Below are 25,796 nucleotides of genomic sequence, written 5' to 3'. Positions count from 1 at the left end.
ATGCTGGCAAGTCCGGCATCAGATGATCAAGGAGTACGACTATGGCAACCGCTCCAGGCGCTGACTATGCTGCGATGCTGAAACGCTGGCTGTCGCAGATACTGTGGATCGCCCCTGAAGGTGTCATCATCGCGCTCCTGCTCGCAATCAACGCCATTGTCCCATCGATCTGGATCGGAGCAGGAATGACCCTGCTGGTCGTAACCTTCATCAGCCGCATAACGGCGCTCTATCTAACCAGCCGCGCCCTCTTTCAGGCGCGCTGGGAGGCTGCCGACGCGCTGGCGACCGTGGCGTCCATGCTGCATCCCTGGTCGCCGGATGCGCTGGCGTTGCGCGGCGCCATTGCGCTGGCGCGCAGCGATAGCGCCACAGCAGTACGGTTGTTGCAACGCGCGCAGCGTCTGGCGCCGAACCGATCAGCAATCACCGCAGCCCTGAGCGGCGCTTACCTCGAAGAGGGAGAACCGCAGGCAGCAGCAGTCGCCGCGCGTCGAGCGCTGGAGTTGGATCCAGCGAATGCCGCAGCGCACCTGCATCTGGCACAGGCGCTGGCTGCCATCGGCGCGCGCGCCGAACTGATCGAGGATCAACTGCGCGCAGGGCTGGCGCACCACCCGGAGCCGGACGCCGAGGCGTCGCTGCGTTGCGCACTGGCGCATCATCTGGCGCAGGAGGAGAGATGGGCGGAAGCGGCGCTGGCGCTCAGCGCCGCGCGCGCAGTGTTGCCCCATTGCAGCGCCGCACAACGCGCGATTGTGAGTCAACGCATTGCAGAGATTGACCGGGCCATTCACTCAGCGCGTGAAGATCACGCTGCCTGACCATCGTGCTCACGCGGTTGTTCACTCACATCTTCACGGCGCACCACCGGCGCAACACCATTACGTCGCGCCTGTTCGAGACCATCCATAAAGATTTTGATGGTATCAACCGGCAGCGGGAAAATGATCGTGCTGTTCTTCTCGACGGCGATTTCGGTCAGTGTTTGCAGATAGCGCAACTGGAGCGTCACCGGCTCACTGGCGATCACTGTGGCCGCCTCGGCGAGCATGCGCGACGCAGCCAGTTCACCGTCGGCGTGGATGATCTTCGCGCGCTTTTCACGCTCGGCCTCCGCCTGCTTCGCCATCGCGCGCTGCATCCCCTGCGGCAACTCGACATCCTTCACTTCGACAATCGTGACTTTGACGCCCCATGGCTCGGTCTGCTCATCGATAATGCGCTGCAACCGCTCATTGATCGACTCACGACGCGCCAGCAGTTCGTCGAGTTCAACCTGCCCGACCACACTGCGCAGCGTCGTCTGCGCGATCTGCATGGTCGCCCGAATATAGTCCATCACCTTCACAATCGCCTTTTCGGGATCGACCACCATGAAGTAGAGCACTGCATTGACCTTGATCGTCACGTTATCGAGCGTGATAACCTCCTGCGGCGGCACATCCATCGTAATAACGCGCTGATCGACCCGCACCATGCGCTCGATGATCGGAATCAGAAAGAACAATCCCGGTCCGCGTGCGCCGACCAATCGCCCGAGTCGAAAGACAACGCCGCGCTCATACTCCGGCACAATCTTGACGGCGGAAAAGCCGATCATCAACACGGCGAACAGAAGAACGCCGAGACACAAAAAAAGCGCTCCAGAACCCATGACATGCTCCTTTGCCTAGACGACACGTCCTGTAGAAGGAGGTTGCGCTTCGCGGGTCGTTGACTCCTCGCTTTCGAGCGGTCGCACAATCAACTGCAAGTTATGCACCGCGACCACGCGCACCCAATCGCCAACTTCCACCGGATCGGTCTCACTGATCGCCTGCCACAACGCACCTTCGACAAACACCATCCCGCGCGGATCCAGTCGCCGCCGCACCTGCGCCAGGCGCCCCACCAGCGCCTCGGTTCCAATGGCTGCCGGACGTTTGCGACTGCGCAGGGCAAGCGCCAACCCCAGCGCAGCAGTGGCCGCGATCCCGCCGATCACGATCAACAGCGCCCACCAGGCGACTCCGGCGCCGGGCGCCTGTGTCGCATCGATCAGATTTCCTCCGCCAATACCGAGCATCACCAGACCTGTGATCATCAAACCGCCATGAGTCGGCGCTACAAACTCAGCACCGATCAGCACCAGACCAAGGATCACCAATGTCATTGCCCACCACAACACCGGAAGCGCAAGAAACCCGGCAGCCGCGCCTAGCAGCAGCAGAAACCCGGCGCCGGCGAACAATCCGATCCCCGGCGTGTTCAACTCAAGATAGATCGCCATCGACCCGAGCACCAGCAGCGCAAACGCGACAGTCGGATCGGTCAGCGCCAGGCGCAGGCTCTCGAAAAGGGTCGGCTCGATTGGGGTTGGCATGCGACCGATGGACGAAATACGCACCACACGACCATCATCGAGGGTGACAATCCGCCCATCGATCAACGTCAGCAATTCACGCAGATCGGCGGCCACCAGGTCAATTGCGGGAGGATCAAGGCTGATCGCCTGCTGATTGTTGAGGATGACCCCCTCACGCACCGCACGGTCGATCCATTCCGCGTTCCGCCCACGGGTTTCATTCCATTTCCGCATTTGCGAACTGACATTATCGAGAAGAAGGTCGCGCGTTTGCTGGCTCAGCGTATCGTCCACCTGCGCCAGCGGGAAAGGACTGCCGAAACTGGTATCGGGCGAAAGGGCGCTGATGTGTGCAGCAGTGACGAACAAAGCGCCGGCCGGACCCGCCTGCGTTCCCCGCGGAGTAATGAAGACCACGATCGGCACGCGCGCCTGAGCAACTTCTGCCGCGAAGACGCGCACATCGCGAAGGACGCCGCCGGTGCTGCTGTACGAAATAATCAGCGCGTCGGCGCTCGACGCTTCCGCAATCTGCACGGCTCGTCGCAGATAATCAATCGTCGGTGCGCTAACGATACCACTGACTTCAATCAGGTACAGCGGGCCCCCGCTCTGTTGCGCTCTCGCGCTTCCAGCGGGCCAGACGAGGAGCAGCAGCGCAATCGCCAGCGCTGCAATCAGCATGCCGCTGCGCTGATGAGAGGAGCAGTTTGCAGGCATCGTGGTGCGCCTCGTTTCCAGGCTGATATTTCATGCATGGAACCCACTGCACATGATACCGCGATTTGTGATCATATGCCAGTAGCGCCAGCAACTACGTTGCACGCTCAACGATGCGTTTGAGCCGACGCTCGAAATCAGAGCGCAACAGCATCACTTTTCGGTGGCAGGTGAGGCAACGAATGCCAATTTCCGCGCCAATCCGCACGACCTGCCATGTGTCGCCGCCGCACGGATGCGGCTTGCGCATCTGAACAACATCGCCAACACGAATGTCGAGCAATGGTTTTGGCATATCCTCCACCCTGGACCCTGGCAGGTCCACGGCATCAGCCATCGTCACGCGCGCGTTCCCACAGTGCCAGTTTTTCGTCGATGCTCAGAGAGCGAAGATCGCGCCCGTTGAGCAACGTTTCAAGGCGCGCGAAGCGGCGCCGAAAACGCGCAACCGCTGCGCGCAACGCACTTTCCGCATCCACATCGAGCCGCCACCCCAGACGGGCAACCGCCAGGAGCAGATCGCCCAATTCTGCTTCCGCCTGCGCAGGATCGGTTGTGACGGCGCGTAGTTCGGCAAGTTCTTCCGCCAGGGCATCCCAGGCGTGGTCAATCTCCGGCGCATCGAACCCGGCTCTGGCGGCCTTCGACACCACCTTCTGCGCGGCTGCCAGCGCGGGCAATGATGGCGGAATGCCATCGAGCGCACTCTGGCGTGACACCCCTTTTGTGGCATGCTCGGCGCGCTTGATCGCTTCCCAGTTGTGCAAGACCTGATCGCTCGCTGCGACATCCAGCTCGCCGAAGACGTGGGGATGGCGGCGGATCAACTTGCCAGCCACGGCATTGAACACCTCGCCAGCGTCGAAGCGCTCTGCCTGACGCGCCATTTCGCTCAGCATCAGCACATTGATCAGCACATCGCCCAGTTCTTCGACCAGCGCCTCGTCGTTGCCGGCATCGAGCGCCTCCAATGCCTCATGCACCTCTTCGAGCAACGATGCCCGCAACGATTGCGGAGTCTGCTCACGATCCCACGGGCACCCGCCCGGACCAAGCAACCGCGCGACGACATATGCCACACCGTCCGGTCCGCGCAGGTCGGCAAGGGGCGTCAGTGGCGGCACAAACAGACTCGTCAGGTGATCGAAATCATTGCGATGGTCGAGCGTGTGGAGCGGCAATTCAACCGCCGCCTCCGCATCGACGACCCCGGCGGCGCGCACCAGCGTCACCAGATGGTCAACCGGGTAGCGTTCCAGGAGCGACAGTTTGACGTGTGACGCGACCGACCGGCTGTAGACCTGACAGATCAGCGCCGGGCGCGTCGGCGTCAGCGGAAACGGCAGGAGCGGCGGCGTGTACGTAAAGCCGTGGAGCGACGCCCACGAAGGCGCATCGACCGTTGTGTCGCCGACCATCAGATCGAGCGCATCGAGCAATTGCAACCCATGTTCGAGTGGATCGACACCCAACAGCGCACAGACCGGTTCGACAAAACTGACGCCGGGGACAACCCGCGCCGGAACGCCCTGCGCGCGCGCGCGGCGCAGCAGATGGCGCGATGTGGCTTCCGCCGTCAGCGGGTCGCCCGGCGTCGCATACACCACGGCCTCACCGCCGCGCGCGCGCGCGATCAGTTCATCGGCGATCCGCTCATACACCTCGTCGAAACGCTCTGCCTGTTCGTACAGATCGTCAAAGGCGCGCACGACGACCGACGGCGGCAACGCAGCGACCGTCGGATGCACAGCGGTGCGCAGATAGAGCACGCGCGCTGCGGAAATCATCTCCCACGCCGCGCGCGTGATCAAGCCCGGATCGCCGGGACCAAGCCCCACAAGCGTGATCATGGCGCTGGAGTCGGTAACGGAGCAATCGTCGGCAACGGTTCGGGTGTTGGCGTCGGGAAGGTCGGCTCGACCAGACGCTGCTCCTGGATCGCTTTCTGTTTTTCACTCTGCAACAGACGTTCGAGCGCGCTCTGCTGCTCGAAGGGCAGTTCCTGCGCCACCCGCTGCTCGATGACCGCCGGCGCGTTGGCAGGATCGAGCGCTGGCGCCTCCCCGCGTGACACCAGACGGATCACATGCCAGCCAAACTGCGTCTGCACCGGTGTCTTCGTCGTTTCACCCGGCTGCAAATCCTCGAACATGGCTTTATCGAATTCGGGAACGAACTGCCCACGCTGGATATTCTCGTAGACACCGCCATTTTCCGCCGAACCGGGGTCCTGCGACAGTTCCTTTGCCAGATCGGCAAAATCCTCGCCCTTGTCGAGGCGCTCAATCACCTGCTTCGCCTCGTCTTCCGTTGCCACCAGAATATGCGCCACTGTCGCCACATCGACCATGCGCTGCGTATCCGCCATCACTTCGTCGGAGATGCGCTGCCGGATGTCCACTTCGGAGACCAGCGTCTCGCCAAGTTTCTGGCGCGCCAGGAAATACGTCACGAACAGGCGAAACTCCGGCGATGACTCACCCGGCAGGCCGAGCTGCTCCTGGATGGCTTGTTCGAGCGATATGCCGCTTCCCGTCTGAATCTGCTGGCGGAAACGCTCGATCTGCTCGTTCACATCGGCGTCGCTGACGGTAATGCCGCGCTGCCGCGCCAACCCAAGGGTCAACTGCTGATCAATGAATTGCGAGACCAGTTCTTGTTCAATATCGAGGCGCGATGGCAATGGAAACCCCGTCCCCGCCTGCTGCTGAAGCCCTTTCTCAATACGATCGATCCGCTGATCAAGCTCCTGGCGCGTGAGGGTCACATTATCGACCCTGGCAACGGTCTGCGATCCGGCGCCGCACGCGGCAAGCGACAGCACGACCAGAACTGCGGCGATGGCATGTTTGAGATTCACGGAAAGTCCTTTCACCAATGGTTGCCCAACCGGAGAAAAACGGCTTACGTATCGGCATTCAACGAGAGCACCGCCATAAACGCTTCCTGCGGTATCTCGACGCTGCCGACCATTTTCATGCGCTTTTTGCCTTCTTTTTGCTTTTCGAGCAATTTGCGTTTGCGCGTCACATCGCCGCCATAGCACTTAGCGAGCACATCTTTGCGCATCGCCCGAATGGTTTCGCGGGCGATCACCTTGCTGCCAATCGCCGCCTGAATCGGAACCTCGAACATCTGACGCGGGATCAGTTTGCGCAGCCGCTCGACCAGCGCGCGTCCCTGCGCATAGGCGAAATCACGATGCACAATGAGCGACAGCGCATCCACCGGTTGCCCATTCACCAGAATGTCCAGTTTTACCAGATCGGCGGGCTGATACCCGGCGAGCGTATAATCGAGCGATGCATACCCCTGCGTGCGCGACTTGAGCTGATCGTAGAAATCGACCACAATCTCAGAGAGCGGGATTTTGTACTTCAGCGCCACCCGCTGTGGATCGAGATGTTCCATACTCTCGAAGACGCCACGCTTGCCGGTGACCAGTTCCATGATCGAGCCGATGTAGCGCGTCGGCGTGATGATCGTGATCAGCATGATCGGCTCTTCAATCGACTCGATCCGCCCCGCGTCCGGCATATCCGCCGGATTATCAACGGTGATTACGTCGCCGTTCGAGAGCAACACCTGATACTCGACGCTTGGCGCGGTAATCAACAAATCAAGACCATATTCGCGCTCAAGACGTTCACGCACAATCTCCATGTGCAGCAGTCCCAGGAACCCGCAGCGGAAACCAAAACCGAGCGCCGCCGATTTTTCAGGCACGAACGACAGTGCCGCATCGTTGAGTTTCAACTTCTCGAGTGCATCGCGCAGGTCGGTATAGGCATTCGTATCGACCGGATAGAGACCGGCGAAGACCATTGGCTTGGCGGGGCGATAGCCGGGGAGCGCGATCTCGGCTGGCATGCTGGCAAGGGTGATGGTATCGCCCACCTGACACTCGCCGATCTGCTTGAGACCGGTGGCGACATATCCGACCTCACCGGTATCGAGGAGATCGAGCGGCGTCATCTGCGGACGAAACGCGCCCACTTCCAGGGCGTCCGCCTCGGCGCCGGTACCGAGCATACGCAATCGCGCACCAACCGGCAGCGCGCCATCAACGATGCGCACATAGGCGATGACACCCTTATATGGGTCGTAGTGACTGTCGAAGATCAACGCGCGCAACGGACGGTCGTGCTGTCCGTGCGGCGGCGGAATGCGCTCGACAATCGCTTCGAGCAATGCGTCGATTCCGACTCCCTGTTTGGCGGATACGCGCAGCACGTCCTCAGCAGGCAAACCCAGCACCTGCTCGATTTCCATTGCCACATGGTCGGGATCGGCGCCGGGCAGGTCAATCTTATTGAGCACCGGGATGATCGTCAGGTCATTCTCCAGCGCTAGATAGACGTTTGCCAGCGTTTGCGCCTCGATGCCCTGCGATGCGTCGACCACCAGAATGGCGCCTTCGCCGGCGGCGAGTGCGCGCCCGACTTCGAAGCCAAAATCGACATGACCGGGCGTATCGATCAGGTTAAACTGGTAGGTCTGACCATCGCGCGCCGTGTAGTGCATGCGCACGGCTTTGCTCTTGATCGTGATGCCACGTTCGCGCTCGAGATCCATGGCGTCGAGCAATTGTTCACGGCGCTCACGCTCGCTGATCGTGCCTGTCATTTCGAGCAACCGATCCGACAGGGTGGTTTTTCCGTGGTCAATATGGGCAATGATGGAGAAGTTTCGGATATGCTGCTGATCGACCATGCTCATCGTTCCAAAGACGCGACGCCACCACTCAAGATAGGATGGAAGTATAGCAGATGCTGTGCTGCGTCGCAACGCAAGTTGACAGACGCTCCTATCATCGAGATAATCGGCGGCGATGCGTATTCCAACACTCAGCGCTTCCTTCGGCGCGGAAGCGACGTTGCTGCTGACAACGCTGCGCGATGGCGCGCTCTGGCGCATGCTGGTACTCTTTGCGCTGTTGCTGACGCTGGCAGCGCAACTGCCGCTGCACTACGCCATCGATGTGGGACGTGAGGACGGCATCGGCAGCGACCTGCCGCTGGTGCGCGGCATGTTTCCGCCCGAAGAGGCGGCGGTCGGTTTGTTTCGCTGGACGACCGAACGCGCCGTTGTGCGGCTTCCGGGTGTCGGGCAGCGTTCGCTGGCGGCGACCATCCGCGTGCTGGCGGTGAATGACGAAGTGGCAACCCGCGGCGCGCGCGAACTGGAACTCTGGTCGTTCGATCAACGCCTGGCGCTCCTGCCGGTGCGCCCAGCCGGTGCAATCTATCACCTGTTGATCCCGCCCCCTGCCGATTGGTCGGGCGATTACCAGTTCGAGATCCGCAGCGCAACGGTAACGCCAACCGGCGACCGACGCGCCGTTGGCACGCCGCTGACGACCGTGACCGTCTTCGCAGGCGCGGGACCGGCGCTGCCGCCGTGGCGTTCGATCCTCGGCTGGTTCGGCGCGGGGTTGGCGCTGTGGGTGGCGCTGCGGCGTTCAGGCTTCGATCCGAAAACGACTCAGGCGCTTATGATGCCGCTCCTGGCGCTGGCCGCGACCGGCGCATGGCTTGATCCGCCCCGTTTTGCCTTTGGCGCCATGCCCGCGTTGATCGCGCTGACTATTGGATGGGCGCTCGTGATGCTGCTGCGCGCCGCGCCGCAAGCACTGCGACTGACCGGTCTGGCGTTATTGGTAATCTCGGTGGCATTGTGGTTGATCGACTGGCGTGGACCCACGCTCGACCTCGGATGGGCAAACATCCATCTACGCGCAGTCGCCGGTCTCGTGGCGCTGGCGTCCCTGGCTGCGGCTGCAATTCGTCCGGCGTGCGCAAGCATAGCGGCGCGCCTGGGCATCGCGGTTCCAGCATCACACTGGCGCTGGCTGCTGCTGATTGTTGTGGTCGTCTTTGCGACACGCTACGGCGGTAAAATCTACCCCGATTCGATGCCAGGCGACATTGGCTTCCATGCCAATCGTTTCGTCGATGTCGCGTCTGGCAGGGTATTTCTTGTGTCGCGCAATCGCGGCGTCGATTTTCCCTATCCGCCCGCTTTTTATCTTATCCTCGCACCATTCACCCTGCTCGACATTGATCGGCGCGCATTGCTGCACCTCGGCGCAGCGCTGCTCGACGCCATCAGTCCGCTCCTGGTCTATACGCTGGCGGCGGCATTGCACCGGCGACGCGGCAACGGATCGGCATACTGCGCCTCAGACTGTTCGTTCTCGACCCCGCTGGTTGCGGCTGCGCTCTATGGGCTGGCGCCCGCCGGGTATCTGACGACGTGGTGGAATTTCAGCACCCACATCTTCACGCAGTTCGCGCATCTGCTGCTGATGACGATCCTGGTCGTGGCATGGAAGCCGGCACGGTCAGAAGACGCTCTATCGGCGCATCATCTGCCTCTTCACCAGAGACGACGAACCATCCTGTTTGTAACGCTGGTCGTGGTTCAGATCCTGGTGTACCTGGGGCATTTCGGTTTCTGGATGAATATGTCGCTGCTGGGAGGCTTTGGGCTTGCAACGCTCGCTGTCCTGGCGCTACGTCGGCGGCACGGCGCGCTTCAGGCGCTCGCGTTCTATGGCGCCGCCTTTGTGACGGCGCAAATCGTCACTACTCTCTTCTTTTATAGCGCGTATGCGACCATGTTTGCACAACAACTGGCAACCGCCACGACCGGCGGGCTGACCGGGCTGGCAGGGCGCGCGCCGGCGCCATTCGAGGTGTTGTGGCGCACCCTGTGGGATGCCGGACTCCGGCAACACTACGGTTTCTTTCCGCTTGCTCTGATTCCGGCCGGCATCACCTGGCTGATGAACGGTGCAGCGACACAGCCAGACCGACGCCGGGTGACTGCTGTCGTTCTGGCGTTGGGAACAATCATCGTTGCCGGCGGATTTGCGGCATTGCCCTTCTTCAGCGGATCGACTCTTTCGACGCGCTGGTTGATGTTCTCTGCATGGCTGGTCGCCGTTGGTGCAGCGGCCGGCGCAGCGATGCTTTGGCGACAGGGATGGGCGGGGCGCATCACCACGCTGGCTGCGGGCGGGTATGTCGTCTGGGTGACCGCCAGTATGTGGCTGGCGGCGCTCCTGTGGCGTATTCGCCCGCCGGAGCCGTTCTAGTGCGATCACCAGACTCGAAACCGGCTCTGATGGCACACGGATGCACACGAATATGAACGTAACGGAAGATTCATCGCTGCCAATTGTTCCTGATGGCACACGGATGCACACGGATATGAACGGATTGCCGCGGATTCATGCGGATGCGCGCGGTGCGCATGCCTGTGCCCGGCGGTGGCTTCGACAGGGACAGCCAACCCCACCCGCGCTGGCGTCGGGCACACGGATGCACACGGATATGAACGGATTGCCGCGGATTCATGCGGATGCGCGCGGTGCGCATGCCTGTGCCCGGCGGTGGCTTCGACAGGGGCAGCCAACCCCACCCGCGCTGGCGCCTGGCACACGCGAGCACAGTGATACCAATGACGATTGAAGATGCCGCATGCTGGTCATTCCGAGCGCAGCGACTTGGCATTCCGAGCGCAGCGACTTGGCATTCCGAGCGCAGCGACTTGGCATTCCGAGCGCAGCGACTTGGCATTCCGAGCGCAGCGACTTGGCATTCCGAGCGCAGCGACTTGGCATTCCGAGCGCAGCGACTTGGCATTCCGAGCGCAGCGAGGAATCTGAGCGGGTCGCGCACGACCCCTCGCGCTGCTCGGGGTGACCATGCCGGATGGTCACAGGTCATTGGTATGAGATGTGCGCGAACATAGAACCTTTGCGCCCTGGCGTCTGTGTACGAGTTCGAGAAAAAGCGCCGGCATTAAAGTGGTGGTATACTGAATGACAGCACCCCATCCACTTTTCTGAACGCCGGAATGATCAGGAGCGACGAAGGGGACGCGCATGAAACGGATTGTAAGCATCAGTCTTGGTTCCGCACGACGCGATTATCAGTTCGTGACAACCGTCCTGGGGCAACAGATCGAGGTGCGGCGCATTGGCGCCAATGGCGATACGGCGCTCGCAGCCTCGCTGGTGCGCGACTTCGACGGCAAAGTGGATGCTATCGGATTGGGAGGTCTGACTCCCGTGTTCCACGTCGGCGCAGCGCGCTACCCGCACCACGAAGCACTCACGATTGCGCGCGAGGCACGCCGTACACCGGTCGTCGCCGGCAACCTGATCAAGCAGACCCTCGACCGGTGGTGCGTGCAGCAGGCGAACCAGGCGCAGCGCGGTATGTTCAACTATCGCCGCATCCTGGTAACGAGCGGCATCGACCGTTATGCGCTGGCGCAGGCACTGGCGCAGTACGACGCAGAGTTGCGCTTTGCCGATCCGGTCGTTCACAGCGGACTGCCGTTTCTACCGCTGCCGCGGTCCATCCCGCAGCTCGACATGTATGCCGCAACAACGCTGCCAATCGCAGCGCTCCTGCCCTACCGCGTGCTGCATCCGGTGGCGCTGGGCAGCGAAGGGCACGATGCGCGCGCCGAAAAACACTTCGCCTGGGCGGATGTCATTGCCGGCGATTTTGCCTACATCCGGCGTTTCGCCCCGCGCGATCTGAACAATAAAGTCATTGTCACCGATGATCCGTCGCCGGAAGAGATCGAGGACCTGCGCGCGCGTGGCGTCCGCACGCTCGTTACGCTCTCGCCGCGCCTGGAGAGCGCCGATAAGACGCACCGCCCCTTCGTCGCCGCTGATGTGCTCGAAGCGATTGTCGTGGCGATTCTTGAGTCAGGTCCGACGCCAACTGAGGGCGATATCATCAATTTCATCGATGAGGCGGATTGGGAACCGGAGGTGATGACGTTGAGCGACACGGCGGAGAAGCCACGGTTTGCCTTCGTCATCCATCCGCTGTCGCCGAAGTATATCGCCAATCACCCGCGTTTCCGTTTTACGCGCTACCTGCCAGAACGCCTGGTCGAACGGGTGGCGGCGCATTTCCCGCCCATGTACATCTCGAAAATCCGCGGCATTCGCTCACAGGCGACCGGTGAGGAAATCGAAGGATTGTTGTTCACCCTGGGGGCGACGCCACGCGAGTTGATGCGCCGCGACACGGCGTTCACCTATCGCCGCCTGATCAAGTGCGCTCGCATGGCGGAGCGGATGGGCGCGAAAATCATGGGGCTTGGCGCGTTCACGTCGGTGGTCGGTGATGCAGGCATTACCGTTGCACAGAAGAGCGACATCGGCATTACATCGGGCAACTCGCTGACGGTTGCGGCGACGCTCGAAGCCGCCAAGCAGGCGGTCATCAAGATGGGCGCGACCGACCTGACGCGCGGCAAGGCAATGGTCGTCGGCGCAACCGGTTCAATCGGCTCGGTCTGCGCCCGGTTGCTGGCACAGGCGATCGGTGATGTCGTGCTGGTTGCACCGCGTGTCGAACGTCTGCTGGCGCTCAAGAAGCAGATCGAGGCGGAAACGCCAGGCGCGCGGGTGACGGCGGCGACCAGCGCCGATGCGTACCTGGCGGAGTGCGATCTGATCGTCACCACCACGTCAGCGTTGAGCGGTCGAGTGATCAATGTCGATAAGCTCAAGCCCGGCGCCGTTGTGTGCGATGTGGCCCGCCCGCCCGATGTCAAAAAAGAAGATGCCGCCCGCCGCCCCGATGTGCTGGTGATCGAGTCAGGTGAAATCCTGCTGCCGGGTGAACCCGATTTTGGCTTCGACATCGGACTGCCGCCGGGCACGGCATATGCCTGCCTCTCCGAGACGGCGCTGTTGACGATGGAACATATGTACGGCGATTACACCCTTGGGCGGAATATCGACATTGAGAAGGTCAAGGAGATGTATCGCCTGATGAAGAAACATGGGCTGCAACTCGCCGGTCTGCGTTCGTTCGATGAGTATATCACCGACGAGATGATCGCAGAAAAACGACGCCTGGCGGACGAGCGACGTCGTCAACTCGGGATGCCAGTTGCAGCAACACGGTAAGATATGCCGCTCGCGCCCATCATCGAAACCGAAATCGCTGCGCTTGCGACTCGCTATGGCGCGCCACGGCGTATCATCGCCATGATCGATGGCAATCCGTTCGATCCGGTCGCGCAATCCGATCGCTACGGCGAGGTGTGCATGGTGGTCCAGCGACGCAACGGACGGCTGCTCACTGCGATCAAGACGTTCTATCCCGCCGGATGTTTTCGGTTGCTGACCGGTGGCGTGGAGCATGGCGAGACGATTGAGGCCGCGTTACACCGGGAGGTCGCAGAGGAAACCGGACTGCATACCGTGATCCGGCGTTTTCTGGCAGTGGTCGAGTATCCCCCCTATGCATTCGCAACCTTTGCCTTTCTGCTCGATGAGTGTGGCGGCAAACTCGGTTCGCGCGACCCACACGAGCGAATCGGCGCATTTCGCGACATCGACGCGCATGAGTTGCCGGCGCTTGCCGCAACGCTGGAAGCGGCGCCGGATCGGTTCGATGACGAGATCGGCGGAAACTGGCGCGATTGGGGTCGCTTTCGCGCCATCATCCACCGTGTGGTGTATGAGGTCTTGACCCATGGCGCAGCAGACAAGGACTGAACCACAGGTCACTGCACTGCTTGCATGGCTGCGCCGTGTGGCGCTGAGTCTGCTGTTCGCGCTTGCGGCCGGGCTGATCGTCTTCATCGTGGCGCGTGGCATTTCCGGTGCGTTGCTCTTCATCGAACACCAGGAATTGCTCCGTTCAGCGACGGCGGCGTTGCGCAACGGCATCGAAGGATTGCCGACTGCCGACCTGCACGCGGCGCGGTTACGCGCCGAGCAGAGCGCAGAGATGCACATGCGTATTGGATTGATCCTGGCATTCGTTACGGCGGCGCTCGCGGCGGCTGGTGGTTACCTGTGGCTCGAACAGCGCGCAGCGCGAGATGCCTGATCCGGCACAACCGTCTGACACGCCAACACAAAGGCGCAAAGACACAGCCTTCTATGCCGCTGTACGCGGTTGATGAGCCGAGATCGAGCGCCAGAACACAAAGGCGCAAAGACACAGCCTTCTATGCCGTTGCCGCGCTCCGCAACCGAACGCCTGCACAACGACGATGCACACAAGCGCGCGATCTGGAGATCGCCAGATGGTGAAACGCGCGTGATCGCCAGCATCCCCGATGCGATCACTGCGATTGCCGGATTGACGCGCGGGTTCGATGCCGATATCGTCGGGTTAGGACTGCATGCGCTGCTGCTCACGCTCCACGCGCGGCGCGGATACCCGTCGGACGCCGTGCGCGGCGCGGTGATACAGGCGGCTGAGACGTTGCGGAGCGTCGTCCCTCCACAGCACGCGGCGGTCTTCGATCAGGCGCTCGCCATCGCCGACAGCGCCCTGTTGACCGGCAACGATGCGATACAGGCACTGGCGACCTTCACAACCGACGCCATTGCGCGCCTCGACCGCGCGGCAGAACGGTGCGGACGGCGCGCTGCGGCGTTGCTCGACGAGCACGATTGCCTGCTGATCCTCGGCGATGGCGCGGCGCTGCGCTGGATGCTGCACATCGCTGCTGGCGAGGGGACGACGCTGAAGATCGCTGATGCGGACTGTCCACACGAAGCGACCGTCTGTGTGGTCGCCGGGGGATGCGCTTTGATGGACGGCGCCATCGTCGGGATGCATCCCTCAGCGATTGATGCCGTCGCTGCCGCGCGCCGGAGGGGAATGCCGGTTTACGCGCTGGCGCCCGACGGACCAACCACCGCTGCGGCGCCAGGCGCGCGCCTCCCGGCGCCGCTCGTCAGCGCCATCGTCACCGACCGCGGCGTGTATCGCCCGGAGCGGATCGCCGCTTATCAGCATCTCCCGGTGTGATGGGGCATCCCGCGCATTGCGGAGCGGTCAGAGCGTCAGTCCGCGTGCTGAGCGCGCGTGGTGTCTGCAACCCAGGCGGTTGGCGGGAGAGGATAAGAACCGGACAGAGTCCTCGCAGGATAGGAATATCCTCAGCAGCAAACAAGGCTCTCTCCATAGCCATTGTCACACTGCCCCTCCCCGAAGTCCAATCGGCGCCAGCGGGACGCCCATCGGCCCGCCCTTCCTATGCGACCACGATCCGCCAGCAATGGGGCACGAGCCACCCACCGACCCGGAACACGCAAGCGCTGCGCGTGGCAATGCACTGCTCCCGATGCGCCGCCTGCGGGCGCACATTCCGGCGCGATCCGGCGGGGGTGGCGCGGGCCGATCCGCGCCTGCGGCTTCCGCACGTGGCGACCATCGCGTGGGCGCTTGGATGGAGTGTGCGCTCGGTGGCGTGGATGATGCGGCCGTTCGGCAGCGGGTTGTGCCAGATGACGGCGTGGCGGGACGTGCCGGCGCTCGCAGAGCGGGGGCGCCGGCACGTCAGCAAGCGTCGGGGGCGGGTGGGGGGACGGGATGGGGGCGGTGGCTCTGGGGAGCGGGCCGTCGTTGCCGTTGGCAGAGAGAGCGGAGCCGGGGCTGCGCGTGAAGGCGATGGGACGACGCGCGGGCTGGTCGCCGATGACGTGGCGATCGTCACGGGGAGCGCGCAGCGGCGTGCGTTCGAGCGCCAGGGGTGCGACGTTCATCGGCTGCGATGGGTGGGGCGTGCGTGGGCAGGGCCGGCGCAGGCGCCGGGGGAAGGGCATCCGGGAGCGATGGAGGCGGTGAGGCGGATCGTGCGTGAGCCGCCGCCGGATGGCGGGCCTCGCCGGGAGCGGAGCGGGGAGCGCATCCGTCCGCTGGGGCAGAGGAAAGGTCCGCTGGAGGCGGGGCATCGGGTTCGGATGGGAGTGGTGCGGCTGGCAGAGCACCGGGGAAGGGACACGCTGTTGCTGAGACAGGCAGGCGTGCCGCGCACGAACCATCGAACCGCGCATGCCATTGGGCGGTGGCGGGTGCGCAGCAGGAGCGGACGCGGGTTCCAGCGTTGGGCGGGTGGGCGGCAGCCTGCTGGGGAGGCGCCATCACGGTCGCCTGAGCTACGGCGCACGCCCTTGAGCAATCCCATGGCATGCGCCAATGCACCCACTGCGTATGGTACAGACACGGGTGTGCAATGTTATACCGGGATGGGGAATTATCGCTTTGAACAGGCCGGTGGGGCTTGCATGCCCGGCACCTTGACGGAGGTCAACGATGGATCCCAACGTGGTAGAACTGGCGCAAAAGATTGGAGCGTTCCTGCTTCCCCTTCTCCCCTACCTGCTCAAGGCGGGTGAGGAAGCGGACAAGGAAGCGGGGAAAAAGTTTGGCGGCGAGGCGTGGGAACAGGCCAAGGCGCTGTGGGGTAAACTGGCCCCCAACGAGCGGATGCACAAGGCCGCCGAAGCCGCTGCGGCCCTGCCGGAGAATCCCGCCATTCAGCAGGGACTGGCGGCCGAGATCGCCCGCGCGCTGGAGGAGGATCGAGACCTGCAACAGGAGATCGCCCGCCTGTGGGGCGAGGCCCAGGCCGCTGGCGTGACTGTCATCGCCGGCGGCGAGCACGCCGTGGCGATTGGCGGGGACGTGACGGGCAGCGTGATTGTCACCGGCGACCGGAACACGGTGCAGCAGGGCAAGTACAACATCCAGATTGACCAGGCGTCGGGCCTGGCCATCGGCGACGGGGCGACTGTCCATCGTGATGCAGGTCAACTGCAAGCAGTTGACCTGCATCACCGGCGGCGTACACGGCGGTGCAATGCCCCGATGATGACCTGGCTACATTGCAATAATTTGCCATCTATGGTATTTTATCGGTATGAAATTCGATGAGCTGTTGCGGATCGTGGGCGATGAACCGGTCTTTGAGACCGGACTGCTGCTGGCCGGGCCGACGGACCCGGCCGATGTGCGCCGGCAGCTCTCGCGCTGGGTCAAAGCAGGCTCTCTGTACCAGGTGCGCCGCGGACTCTACGCCCTGGCCCCGCCCTACCAGAAGGTCAAGCCGCATCCGTTCCTCGTGGCCAACCGCATGGTGCGCGGCTCGTATGTCAGTTGCCAGTCGGCGCTGGCGCATTACGGGCTGATCCCGGAGCACGTGCCGGTGACCGTCAGTGTGACTGCCGCGCGGCCGGGGCAGTGGGAGACGCCGCTGGGCGTCTTTGCTTTTCATCACCTGCAGCCGGCTTTGCTGCGCGGCTATCGGTTGCTGGACCTCGGCGGCGGGCAGCGGGCCTTTGTAGCCACACCCGCCAAAGCTCTGCTCGACCTGATCTACCTTTACCCCGGCGCCGACTCGGCCGCCTATCTGCGCGAGCTGCGCCTGCAGAACCTGGAAAGCCTGGACCTCGCCGAGGTGTGGCGCTGGGCGGAGACATTGGACCGTCCCAAGCTGAAGCGGGCGGCTGCCGTGCTGGACGAGCTGGCGCGCGCTGACGTGGAGGAGTACGAAAGGCTGTGAAAGACTATCTGGCCGAACTGGTGCGCGCGGCGCCTACCTTGTCGGAAGGGCGCAACCGCGCCCGTGAGTATCTCCAGGCGTGCATCCTGGGAGCGCTGCAGCGCGCGGGCGCGATGATTCCGCTGGCCTTTCACGGCGGCACCGCCCTGCGTTTTCTCTACGCCAGCGCCCGCTATTCCGAAGACCTGGATTTTGCCCTGGAGCAGGAGCGAGAGCACTACGATTTGCGCGCCTATTTGCGGTCCGTGCAGAGCGCATTGGCCGTCGAAGGCTATGCCGTCGAGTTCAAAGTCAACGATCGCAAAACGGTGCATAGCGCCTTTGTGCGCTTCCCCGGCCTGCTTTACGAACTGGGACTGTCGCCGCAGCGGGGCGAGGTCCTGGCGGTCAAGATCGAGGTGGACACGGCCCCGCCGACCGGCGCCGGACTGGAGACCACCCTCATTCGCCGACACATTCCCCTGCGCTTGCAGCACCACGACCGGGCCTCGCTGCTGGCGGGCAAGATCCATGCCATCCTGCAGCGGCCCTTTCTCAAGGGGCGTGACCTGTATGACCTGCTGTGGTATCTCAGCGATCCCGCCTGGGCGCAGTCCCACGTGGACGAAATCCTGCGCGACCTGGAGCGCGGCTCGCTGGACGGCACGCTCGACCCGTTCGGCGTGTACCTCACCTGCTACCGCGTGCTGCGGGCCCAGTAACGCCCCGAGGCCGGAGCGTTGCTGGAGAGGGCCTATCGGGGTTTGCGGGAGCGCGCCGACAGAATACCGGACGAGGCGCTGCGGCGGTCGTTTCTGGAGAACGTGGCCTCCAACGCGGCCGTTGTGTATGAGTGGGATGATGACAAGCCAGAACCAAAACCACACTTTTGCACGTTGCATTGGAAGCAGGTGCAATATACAAGGGAGGCGTGAAACGTGAGGCGTGAAACGTGAGGTGTGAAACGTGAGGCGTGAAACGTGAGCTGCTCGTTGAGGAGGAAATTATGCACCAGGTCAAACGGATTCCCTACGGCATCGCCGACTATCGGCGGATGAAGTTGCACCTGCCGGTCTATTATGGGTGGGAGTTGGTCTATCAAGGAGAATTGAGCGAGGTATAGCGTATGGACATGCTTATTCGGCCCGGCGACATTGTCCAGGCCTCACGTTGGCCGGAACCGCTCAAGGTGGACCTGGTAGAGCCATTCGGCGATGACTATGTGCGCCTGGTAGGGGTGTTGATGAATGCCCGGACCCATATTGACCAGGTTTTACCCCTCCAGGAGGTGGCGCAGTTGCGCCCCCTTCGGCTGGATGGACAGTTTCATGCATCGCCGCGCCAGGTTTTTTTGGGATTGGAAGCCCGCCGTTATCGCTACGCCTCGCTCTATGACCCTCTGCTGGCAATGAACATCTCCAAAGTGGACCCGCTGCCCCATCAAATCGAAGCGGTTTACGGGTATGTCCTGCATCAGCCGCGTGTGCGCTTTCTGATTGCCGATGACCCAGGTGCCGGGAAGACCATCATGGCCGGGCTGGTCATCAAGGAAATGAAATTGCGCGGGCTGGTACGGCGCATCTTGATTGTCGCTCCCGGCCACCTGAGAGACCAATGGCAGCGTGAGTTGAAAGAACGCTTCGACGAGCGTTTTGTGCTGATGGACCGCCAGACCATGCGCAACCGCTTTGGCGAGAACGCCTGGGAGAGCGAGTTCCAGGTAATCACCTCGCTCGACTTTGCCCGCCAGGAGGATGTGATGCAAGCCCTGGCCGGGGCGCACTGGGACCTGACCATCGTGGATGAGGCTCACAAGATGGCCGCCTATAAATACGGCGACAAAATGGAGAAGACCAAACGCTACCGCCTGGGTGAGTTGCTCTCACGGAACAGCACACAATTGCTTTTCCTGACTGCCACTCCCCACCGCGGTGACCCGGAGAATTTTCGCCTGTTCCTGGACTTGCTTCAGCCCGGCGCCTTTGCGACCGTGGACATGCTCGATGAATCCATCCGCGCCGGGGACAATCCGCTTTTCATCCGCCGCCTGAAAGAGGACTTGAAAGACTTTGAGGGCAAGCCGCTTTTCCTGCCGCGCCAGGTCAAAACATTGACCTTTGACCTGGGCGTAGAATCGCCCGCCGAAAAAGAACTCTACAACGCGCTCTCGCGCTATGTCAATGAACAATACAACAAAGCCCTGGCCAGCGACCGGCGCCGTAATGTAGCCTTTGCCATGGTTATCTTGCAGCGGCGGCTGGCCTCCAGCACTTATGCTCTTTATCGTTCCCTCGAACGGCGTAAGAGGCGGCTCGAAGAGATGCGTCAACAGGCCAACGCCTTCAAGGAAGGCAGACTTAGTACCCCAGCATCCGCCTTTTCGCTGGATGACGTGGAAGACTTGAGCGAAGAGGAACGCTGGGAACAGGAGGCAATTTGGGAAACCTTGAGCGGCGCCGAGAACCGCGCTGAACTGGAAGCCGAACTTCAGACCCTGGAACAACTCCTGCAGCAGGCGCGTGCCATCATCGAGCAAGAAAACGAGGTCAAGTTACGCCATTTCCGCCAGGCCCTGCGCACCCTGCAGGAACAAGACCCCGGCGCCAAAATCCTGATTTTCACCGAATCGCGCGATACGCTTGATTACCTCGAACGGCGTATGCGCGATTGGGGCTACCGCGTATGCACCATTCACGGCGGGATGCCACTGGATGCCCGCATCGAAGCCGAGAAAACCTTCAAGAACGAAGCCCAGGTGATGGTGGCGACCGAAGCCGCAGGCGAAGGCATCAACCTGCAATTCTGCCACCTCATGATTAACTACGACATCCCCTGGAACCCCAACCGCCTGGAACAGCGCATGGGACGCATCCACCGCTACGGTCAGACGCGCGAGGTGACCATCTTCAACCTCGTGGCCGCCGATACGCGCGAAGGCCGCGTTCTGCATCGCTTGTTCGAGAAACTGGATGAGATTCGCTCCGCCCTGGGCAGTGACCGCGTCTTCGATGTGATTGACGAACTGTTCCCCGGCCGCGACCTGGCCCGACTTCTGGCCGACGCCGCCGCCAACGCCCGCACGCTGGAGGACATCCTGCGCGAAATCGAAATCCAGGTGGACGAGACTTATCTGCGCCAGGTGCGCGACAAGTTGGGTGAAAGCCTGGCCACACGCTACATTGACTACACCCGCATTCAGGAGATGAACGTCCGCGCTCGCGAGCGCCGTCTGATCCCCGAATATACCCAGGCGTTCTTCCAGAAAGCCTGGGAGCACCTGGGTGGCGAGATGCGCCCGCGCGCCGAGGTGCGCCGCCGTGGCTTTTTCACCCTGGAGAAGATCCCCGTACCGCTGCGCACCCTGGCCGAGCAAGATTCCTTCAAGAAGCGCTTCGGAAATTTGCAAAAGCGTTATCCGCTGGTGACTTTTGACAAAGAACTCGCCATGAAGGAATCACAGGCCGAGTTCGTTTCGTTTGGACATCCCCTCTTCGAGGCCGTGTTGGAATGGGCCGAACAAAGCCTGGTTGAGATCCTGGTGCAGGGCGCAACCTTCCTCGACCCCGATGGTCGGCTGGACGGCGTCCTGCTCTTTTACGAAGGGCAGATCAATGACGGGTTGGGACAGGTAGCCGGAAAACGTCTGTTTTCGCTTTTCATCCCCCATGGAAATGGCCGGCCGCAGCCAATGGACCCCGCCATCCTGTGGGACCTGGCGCCCGCCGAGACCCCCGCCGCAGCGGAGAGCCTTGACCTGGAAGCCCTCAAACGGCAGGCTCAGGGCTGGTTGTTGACCCACCTGGAGTCCTATCGCCAGGAACTGGCTGCCGAGCGCGAGCGTGAGGCGCACATCAAGCGCAAATACGGAGTGGAATCGCTGCGCTACCTGATTCTCGACCTGGATAACGACCTGGTCCATTTGCAGGAGCGCGCCCAGGCAGGCGAGGATGTTTCACTGGTCATGTTCAACAAGGAACAGCAGAAAAATGCTTACTTGCAGGCGCTCAAAGACCTGCAGGAAACGCTCGAGCGCGAGCGCCAGTTGACGCTGGAGACGCCGCGTTTTCTCTCCGCCGTGCGGGTGCTGCCGCTGATTGCACCGGCAGGGGGAGGAACGGACGAGATGCACAGCGACTCAGCCATCGAGCAGGCCGGGATGGACCTCGTTCTGCGCTATGAGCGTGAGCATGGCCGTCAGCCGCAGGACGTGGCCGCTGAGAACCTGGGCTATGATGTCCTTTCGCTGGAGCTGCCAGGCGGGACGCGGCGCTACATCGAGGTCAAGGCCCGCGCCGGGATCGGGCGCGTGGCGCTGACCCAGAACGAATGGTTCACCGCTCATCGCCTGGGCGAGGATTATTTCCTGTACGTGGTCATGAACGCCGCCACGGCGCAGCCCGACCTGTACATCGTCCGCAACCCTGCCACCCGCCTTGCGCCCGAAGAACAGCATGAAGTCCGCTATCTCCTGCCTGCCGAAGCCATTCAATCCATAGCCGAAAGAGAAGACTTATGACCCATCCCGACCGTCGTTTCATCGAAGAAACCTTTCCCGTCAAAGAAGTCAGCCAACATTCCGCCAAAGAAAAGAACATCCGCCACGGGCACATCAGCACGCTGCACATCTGGTGGGCGCGCCGACCGCTGGCGGCCAGCCGCGCCACTGCCTACGCCGCCCTGGTGCCGTCGCCAGAAGACATCCTGGACTGGCAAAAGCAGCGTAACTTTCTCGTCGAGTTGAGCAAGTGGGAGAATTCGCTCAACCCGCACCTGCTGGAGCGCGCCCGCCACGCCATCTACGCCGCCCACGCCGAACGTCTGAGCGCCGAACTGGGCGTGCCGGTGACCGCCGCGGACATCGAAAGCGGCAAATACCCTCCGCCGCGCGTGCTGGACCCGTTCTCCGGCGGCGGTTCGTACCCGTTGGAAGCCCTGCGCCTGGGTTGCGAGGCATACGCCAACGACTACAACCCGGTGGCGGTGCTCATCCTCAAGGCCACCCTGGAATACCCGCAACAGTACGGCCGCCCCTTCGCCGGTATGCCGGAGCACTTGTGGCGCAAGAAATCATCCCGGCAGAAAGCCCCCGCCGGGCAAATGGCTTTCGGCTGGAACGAACCCGCTCCGGCCGATGCTCCACCCGCTGATTTCAACCCGCTGCTGACGGCAGTGAAGTATTGGGGCAACTGGGTGCTGAAACAAGCCCGCAAGGAACTGGCGGCGTTTTACACCCCCACCCCCGGCCCCTCCCCCATCGAGGGGGAGGGGAGGCTTGCCCCCGGACCCTCCCTCATCGAGGGGGAGGGGAGGCTTGCCCCAACCCCCGGACCCTCCCTCATCGAGGGGGAGGGGAGGCTTGCCCCCACCCCCAGCCCCTCCCCCATTGAGGGGGAGGGGAGGCTTGCCCCCATCGAGGGAGAGGAGACAGTGCGCTGGGACGTTCCCGAAAGTCTGCGGCGCAAGATGGTGGAAGTGGCCCGCGAATTCCGCAAAAACCCGACTCCCAGTGAAGCCATTCTCTGGCAGGCGCTGCGCGGGAAGCAATTGGACGGCGTCAAGTTTCGCCGTCAACAGCCGATAGGCCCCTTCGTGGTGGATTTCTTCGCCCCTTCCCACCGCCTGATTGTAGAAGTGGACGGCCCAATTCACGAAAGCCAGAAAACTGCCGATGCAGAGCGTCAGCGGCTGCTCGAATCGCTTGGATTGCGTTTCCTGCGGCTACCTGCCAGCCTGGTCGAACAAAATCTCCCTGCGGCGCTGGAAGAGGTACACCGAGCGTTGCATGCTTACCCCCACCCCCGGCCCCTCCCCCTTCATGGGGGAGGGGGGCGTTATACCCAGCCTCTTCCCCATGAAGGGGGAGGGGGGCGTTATGCCCAGCCCCTTCCCCATAAAGGAGGAGGGGGGCAGATTCCCCCCTCTCCCCTTGTGGGAGAGGGGGGCAGGGGGGTGAGGGGTGAGTGCCAAACCCCCGTCGGCTACATCTGGGCGCGCACCCTGCCCTGCCAGAATCCGGCCTGCGGCGTGGAGATCCCGCTCATGCGCCAGTTCTGGCTGGCCAAGAAAGGCAAAAAAGAAATCGCCCTCCGGCCGGTGACGCGCGGCCCCGGCCGGCCGATTGACTTTGAAATCGTCGCCCGTGGCGCGCAGATTCGCCGCAACGAGGGCTATCAGCCCTGGCCGGTGGAAGATTTCGATCCGACCAAAGGCACGGTCAAAGGCGCCGTGGTCACCTGCCCGGCCTGCGGCGCGACCATAGACGCCAAAACCACCCGCCGCCTCTTTCAGCAAGGCAAAGCCGGGCAACGCATGGTGGCGGTGGTGTATACCCCCACCCCCGTCCCCTCCCCCATTGAGGGGAAGGGGAGTCTCACCCCCACCCCCGGCCCCTCCCCCATTGAGGGGGAGGGGAGTCTCACCCCCACCCCCGGCCCCTCCCCCATCGAGGGGAAGGGAAGTCTCACCCCCACCCCCGGCCCCTCCCCCATCGAGGGGAAGGGAAGTCTCACCCCCACCCCCGGCCCCTCCCCCATGAAGGGGGAGGGGAGGCTCACCCCCTCTCCCTTTATGGGAGAGGGGGGCAGGGGGGTGAGGGGCAAATCCTACCGCCTGCCCACCGCCGCCGACCTGGCCGCCTACCGCGCTGCCGAAGCCGCCCTGCAGGAAAAACGCGAACAACTGCGCGCCGCCTGGGGCGTGGAGCCGGTGCCGGATGAGCCATTGCCACCACAAGGGACGCTGGGCTTTCGCGTGCAAGGGTATGGCATTAAAACCTGGGGCAACCTGTTCAACCCGCGCCAGGCGCTGGCCCTGCTGACCTTCGCCGATGCCGTCCGCCGCGCCCACGCCGAAATGCTGGCGCGCGGCTACCCGGATGATTTTGCCAGGGCCGTGGCGACGTATTTATCCATCGTATTTAATCGCTTGGCAGATAAAAATGCCAACCTTGTTGTATACAATGTCGTTGGAGAGAAAATAGAGCATGTCTTTGGAAGACAGGCACTGCCCATGGTATGGGATTACGTTGAAGTCAATCCATTTACTGATGTGGGCTGGCCAAATATGATGGATTGGGTCATTCGCATTATTGACCACCTGGGTCAAATCCCTAATCCGCAATCGTCAATCGTCAATTGTCAATCGTCTGTCACCCACGCCTCCGCTACGCGCCTGCCCTATCCCGACGGCTTTTTCGACGCCGTGCTGACCGACCCGCCCTACTACGACAACGTGCCCTATTCCTATCTTTCGGATTTCTTCTACGTCTGGCTCAAGCGCACCGTCGGCCCTCTCTACCCCGACCTGTTCTCCACGCCGCTCACGCCCAAAGCGGGCGAAATCGTGGCTTACTCGCACGGCGAAGGCGGGCTGGAAGCGGGCATGCGCTTCTTCGAGGAGCAACTTGCCCTGGCCTTCCGCGAAATCCAGCGCGTGCTCAAGCCGGGGGGTGTGGCGGTCATCGTCTATGCCCACAAGTCCACCGCCGGCTGGGAAACGGTCATCAACGCCCTGCTGGATAGCGGCCTGGTGGTCGGCGCCGCCTGGCCGCTGAATACCGAGATGCAATCCCGCCTGCGTGCCAGTGACTCGGCTGCGCTGGCTTCGTCCATCTATATCGTGGCGCGCAAGGCCGAACGGCGCGGCGTGGGCTTCTACCCCCAGGTGCGCCGCGAACTGGAAACGCACCTGAATGCCAAACTGCAGCGCCTGTGGGAGGAGGGCATCGGCGGGGCCGATTTCTTCATCGCCGCCATCGGCTCGGGCATTGAGGTCTTTGGCCAATACGAGCAGGTGATGGACATGGAAGGCAACCTCATCCGCGCCGAGCGCCTGTTGGACGAGGTGCGCACCCTGGCCACCGATTACGCCGTGCACCAGATTTTGCACAACGGCTTCGCCGCCGAGGTCAGCGAGTGCACACGGCTGTATGTGCTGTGGCGCTGGAACTATGGCGAGGCGCGCGTGCCCTTTGATGAGGCCCGCAAACTGGCGCAATCCTGCGGCCTGGACCTGAGCGAGGAGTGGTCGCGGCGCGGCTCGTTCGTCAAAAAAGAGCAGGAATTCGTGCGCCTGCTGGGACCGCATCAGCGCGAGATGGAGCACCTGGCCGCCGGGCGCGAATTGATTGACGTGCTGCATCACGCCCTGCGCCTGTGGGAAAAAAGCGACCGGTCGGCGCTGGTGCAGCGCCTGTCCGAGAGCGGATTCGGCCAGAGCGAAGCCTTCTACCGCGTGGCGCAGGCCGTCTCCGAGAGTTTGCCTATCGAGAGCAGAGAGAAGAAACTGCTCGATGGCCTGCTCACCGGCCGCGAACGCCTGCGCGAGGAGGTCAGACAGGCGAGGTTGTTGTGAGAGTACACGGATAAACGCGGATTGGACAGATGAACAGGGATATTGATGA

Annotated in this window: 17 protein-coding genes; 11 read left to right on the top strand and 6 right to left on the bottom strand. The window is 62.6% G+C overall.

The features are described 5' to 3' along the window. Window positions 1–41: 41 nt before the first annotated feature. Complete coding sequence (locus RCAS_RS08320; protein WP_012120145.1) at window positions 42–824, top strand: tetratricopeptide repeat protein; 783 nt, start codon at window positions 42–44, stop codon at window positions 822–824. Here RCAS_RS08320 and RCAS_RS08315 read toward each other — a convergent pair. The 6 genes from RCAS_RS08315 to lepA form a co-directional block, all read right to left on the bottom strand. Beyond that, the gene (locus RCAS_RS08315; RefSeq protein WP_012120144.1) at window positions 812–1,657 is read right to left on the bottom strand and encodes a slipin family protein; all 846 of its coding nucleotides are present in this window, start codon (window positions 1,655–1,657) and stop codon (window positions 812–814) included. The two genes, RCAS_RS08320 and RCAS_RS08315, sit on opposite strands and share 13 nt — an antisense overlap. Before the next feature lie 15 nt (window positions 1,658–1,672). After that, window positions 1,673–3,067, bottom strand: coding sequence for an NfeD family protein (locus RCAS_RS08310; protein WP_012120143.1), 1,395 nt, complete (start codon window positions 3,065–3,067; stop codon window positions 1,673–1,675). Window positions 3,068–3,161: 94 nt separating this feature from the next. Further along, a complete protein-coding gene (locus RCAS_RS08305; RefSeq protein ID WP_041330440.1) occupies window positions 3,162–3,362 on the bottom strand; it encodes a DUF951 domain-containing protein in 201 nt (66 codons plus the stop codon). Window positions 3,363–3,396: 34 nt separating this feature from the next. Next, on the bottom strand, window positions 3,397–4,917 hold the full coding sequence (mazG, locus tag RCAS_RS08300; RefSeq protein WP_012120141.1) for a nucleoside triphosphate pyrophosphohydrolase: 1,521 nt from the start codon (window positions 4,915–4,917) through the stop codon (window positions 3,397–3,399). Continuing rightward, window positions 4,914–5,927: a peptidylprolyl isomerase gene (locus tag RCAS_RS08295; RefSeq protein ID WP_012120140.1), complete on the bottom strand. Its 1,014-nt coding sequence runs from the start codon at window positions 5,925–5,927 to the stop codon at window positions 4,914–4,916. The genes mazG and RCAS_RS08295 overlap by 4 nt, the downstream gene beginning before the upstream one ends. A gap of 44 nt (window positions 5,928–5,971) precedes the next feature. Next, window positions 5,972–7,780, bottom strand: coding sequence for a translation elongation factor 4 (gene lepA, locus RCAS_RS08290; protein WP_041330438.1), 1,809 nt, complete (start codon window positions 7,778–7,780; stop codon window positions 5,972–5,974). A 118-nt stretch (window positions 7,781–7,898) separates the two neighbouring features. On the opposite strand from lepA, the gene RCAS_RS08285 reads away from it, so the two are divergent. The 10 genes from RCAS_RS08285 (at window position 7,899) to RCAS_RS26190 (ending at window position 25,747) form a co-directional block, all read left to right on the top strand. After that, entirely contained in the window at window positions 7,899–10,166 is a 2,268-nt protein-coding gene (locus RCAS_RS08285) for a hypothetical protein (protein ID WP_012120138.1), read from the top strand. 792 nt (window positions 10,167–10,958) lie between these two features. After that, window positions 10,959–13,016, top strand: a complete 2,058-nt coding sequence (locus RCAS_RS08270) for a serine carboxypeptidase (RefSeq protein ID WP_012120137.1) — start codon at window positions 10,959–10,961, stop codon at window positions 13,014–13,016. Window positions 13,017–13,019: 3 nt separating this feature from the next. Next, window positions 13,020–13,610 carry an NUDIX hydrolase gene (locus RCAS_RS08265; protein ID WP_012120136.1) on the top strand — a complete coding sequence of 197 codons (591 nt, stop codon included), beginning with the start codon at window positions 13,020–13,022 and terminating at the stop codon, window positions 13,608–13,610. After that, a complete protein-coding gene (locus RCAS_RS08260) occupies window positions 13,588–13,947 on the top strand; it encodes a hypothetical protein (protein ID WP_012120135.1) in 360 nt (119 codons plus the stop codon). The genes RCAS_RS08265 and RCAS_RS08260 overlap by 23 nt, the downstream gene beginning before the upstream one ends. A gap of 123 nt (window positions 13,948–14,070) precedes the next feature. Beyond that, window positions 14,071–14,880, top strand: coding sequence for an eIF2B alpha/beta/delta subunit family protein (locus tag RCAS_RS08255; protein ID WP_041330432.1), 810 nt, complete (start codon window positions 14,071–14,073; stop codon window positions 14,878–14,880). A gap of 1,287 nt (window positions 14,881–16,167) precedes the next feature. Beyond that, window positions 16,168–16,788: a hypothetical protein gene (locus RCAS_RS23275; protein WP_012120132.1), complete on the top strand. Its 621-nt coding sequence runs from the start codon at window positions 16,168–16,170 to the stop codon at window positions 16,786–16,788. Beyond that, window positions 16,775–17,416 (top strand): type IV toxin-antitoxin system AbiEi family antitoxin domain-containing protein, encoded by a 642-nt coding sequence (locus RCAS_RS23270; RefSeq protein ID WP_012120131.1) that lies wholly within the window; start codon window positions 16,775–16,777, stop codon window positions 17,414–17,416. The genes RCAS_RS23275 and RCAS_RS23270 overlap by 14 nt, the downstream gene beginning before the upstream one ends. Next, entirely contained in the window at window positions 17,413–18,117 is a 705-nt protein-coding gene (locus tag RCAS_RS08240) for a nucleotidyl transferase AbiEii/AbiGii toxin family protein (RefSeq protein ID WP_012120130.1), read from the top strand. The genes RCAS_RS23270 and RCAS_RS08240 overlap by 4 nt, the downstream gene beginning before the upstream one ends. Window positions 18,118–18,521: 404 nt before the next feature. Then, window positions 18,522–21,911 carry a helicase-related protein gene (locus RCAS_RS08235; RefSeq protein WP_012120129.1) on the top strand — a complete coding sequence of 1,130 codons (3,390 nt, stop codon included), beginning with the start codon at window positions 18,522–18,524 and terminating at the stop codon, window positions 21,909–21,911. After that, window positions 21,908–25,747 (top strand): DUF559 domain-containing protein, encoded by a 3,840-nt coding sequence (locus RCAS_RS26190; protein WP_012120128.1) that lies wholly within the window; start codon window positions 21,908–21,910, stop codon window positions 25,745–25,747. The genes RCAS_RS08235 and RCAS_RS26190 overlap by 4 nt, the downstream gene beginning before the upstream one ends. The last annotated feature ends 49 nt before the right edge of the window (window positions 25,748–25,796 follow it).

The sequence above is a fragment of the Roseiflexus castenholzii DSM 13941 genome, assembly GCF_000017805.1.
In the GTDB taxonomy this organism is placed as follows: domain Bacteria; phylum Chloroflexota; class Chloroflexia; order Chloroflexales; family Roseiflexaceae; genus Roseiflexus; species Roseiflexus castenholzii.
This window is presented reverse-complemented; position numbering and strand designations above follow the sequence as displayed.

What these genes read in the sequence shown, in the direction of transcription:
- RCAS_RS08265 (WP_012120136.1), top strand. Translation starts at nt 13,020, where the DNA reads ATGCCGCTCGCGCCCATCATCGAAACCGAAATCGCTGCGCTTGCGACT.
- RCAS_RS26190 (WP_012120128.1), top strand. Translation starts at nt 21,908, where the DNA reads ATGACCCATCCCGACCGTCGTTTCATCGAAGAAACCTTTCCCGTCAAA.
- RCAS_RS08235 (WP_012120129.1), top strand. Translation starts at nt 18,522, where the DNA reads ATGGACATGCTTATTCGGCCCGGCGACATTGTCCAGGCCTCACGTTGG.
- RCAS_RS08320 (WP_012120145.1), top strand. Translation starts at nt 42, where the DNA reads ATGGCAACCGCTCCAGGCGCTGACTATGCTGCGATGCTGAAACGCTGG.
- RCAS_RS08285 (WP_012120138.1), top strand. Translation starts at nt 7,899, where the DNA reads ATGCGTATTCCAACACTCAGCGCTTCCTTCGGCGCGGAAGCGACGTTG.
- RCAS_RS08270 (WP_012120137.1), top strand. Translation starts at nt 10,959, where the DNA reads ATGAAACGGATTGTAAGCATCAGTCTTGGTTCCGCACGACGCGATTAT.
- RCAS_RS08315 (WP_012120144.1), bottom strand. Translation starts at nt 1,657, where the DNA reads ATGGGTTCTGGAGCGCTTTTTTTGTGTCTCGGCGTTCTTCTGTTCGCC.
- RCAS_RS08310 (WP_012120143.1), bottom strand. Translation starts at nt 3,067, where the DNA reads ATGCCTGCAAACTGCTCCTCTCATCAGCGCAGCGGCATGCTGATTGCA.
- RCAS_RS08305 (WP_041330440.1), bottom strand. Translation starts at nt 3,362, where the DNA reads ATGCCAAAACCATTGCTCGACATTCGTGTTGGCGATGTTGTTCAGATG.
- RCAS_RS08255 (WP_041330432.1), top strand. Translation starts at nt 14,071, where the DNA reads ATGCCGTTGCCGCGCTCCGCAACCGAACGCCTGCACAACGACGATGCA.
- RCAS_RS23275 (WP_012120132.1), top strand. Translation starts at nt 16,168, where the DNA reads ATGGATCCCAACGTGGTAGAACTGGCGCAAAAGATTGGAGCGTTCCTG.
- mazG (WP_012120141.1), bottom strand. Translation starts at nt 4,917, where the DNA reads ATGATCACGCTTGTGGGGCTTGGTCCCGGCGATCCGGGCTTGATCACG.
- RCAS_RS08260 (WP_012120135.1), top strand. Translation starts at nt 13,588, where the DNA reads ATGGCGCAGCAGACAAGGACTGAACCACAGGTCACTGCACTGCTTGCA.
- RCAS_RS23270 (WP_012120131.1), top strand. Translation starts at nt 16,775, where the DNA reads ATGAAATTCGATGAGCTGTTGCGGATCGTGGGCGATGAACCGGTCTTT.
- lepA (WP_041330438.1), bottom strand. Translation starts at nt 7,780, where the DNA reads ATGGTCGATCAGCAGCATATCCGAAACTTCTCCATCATTGCCCATATT.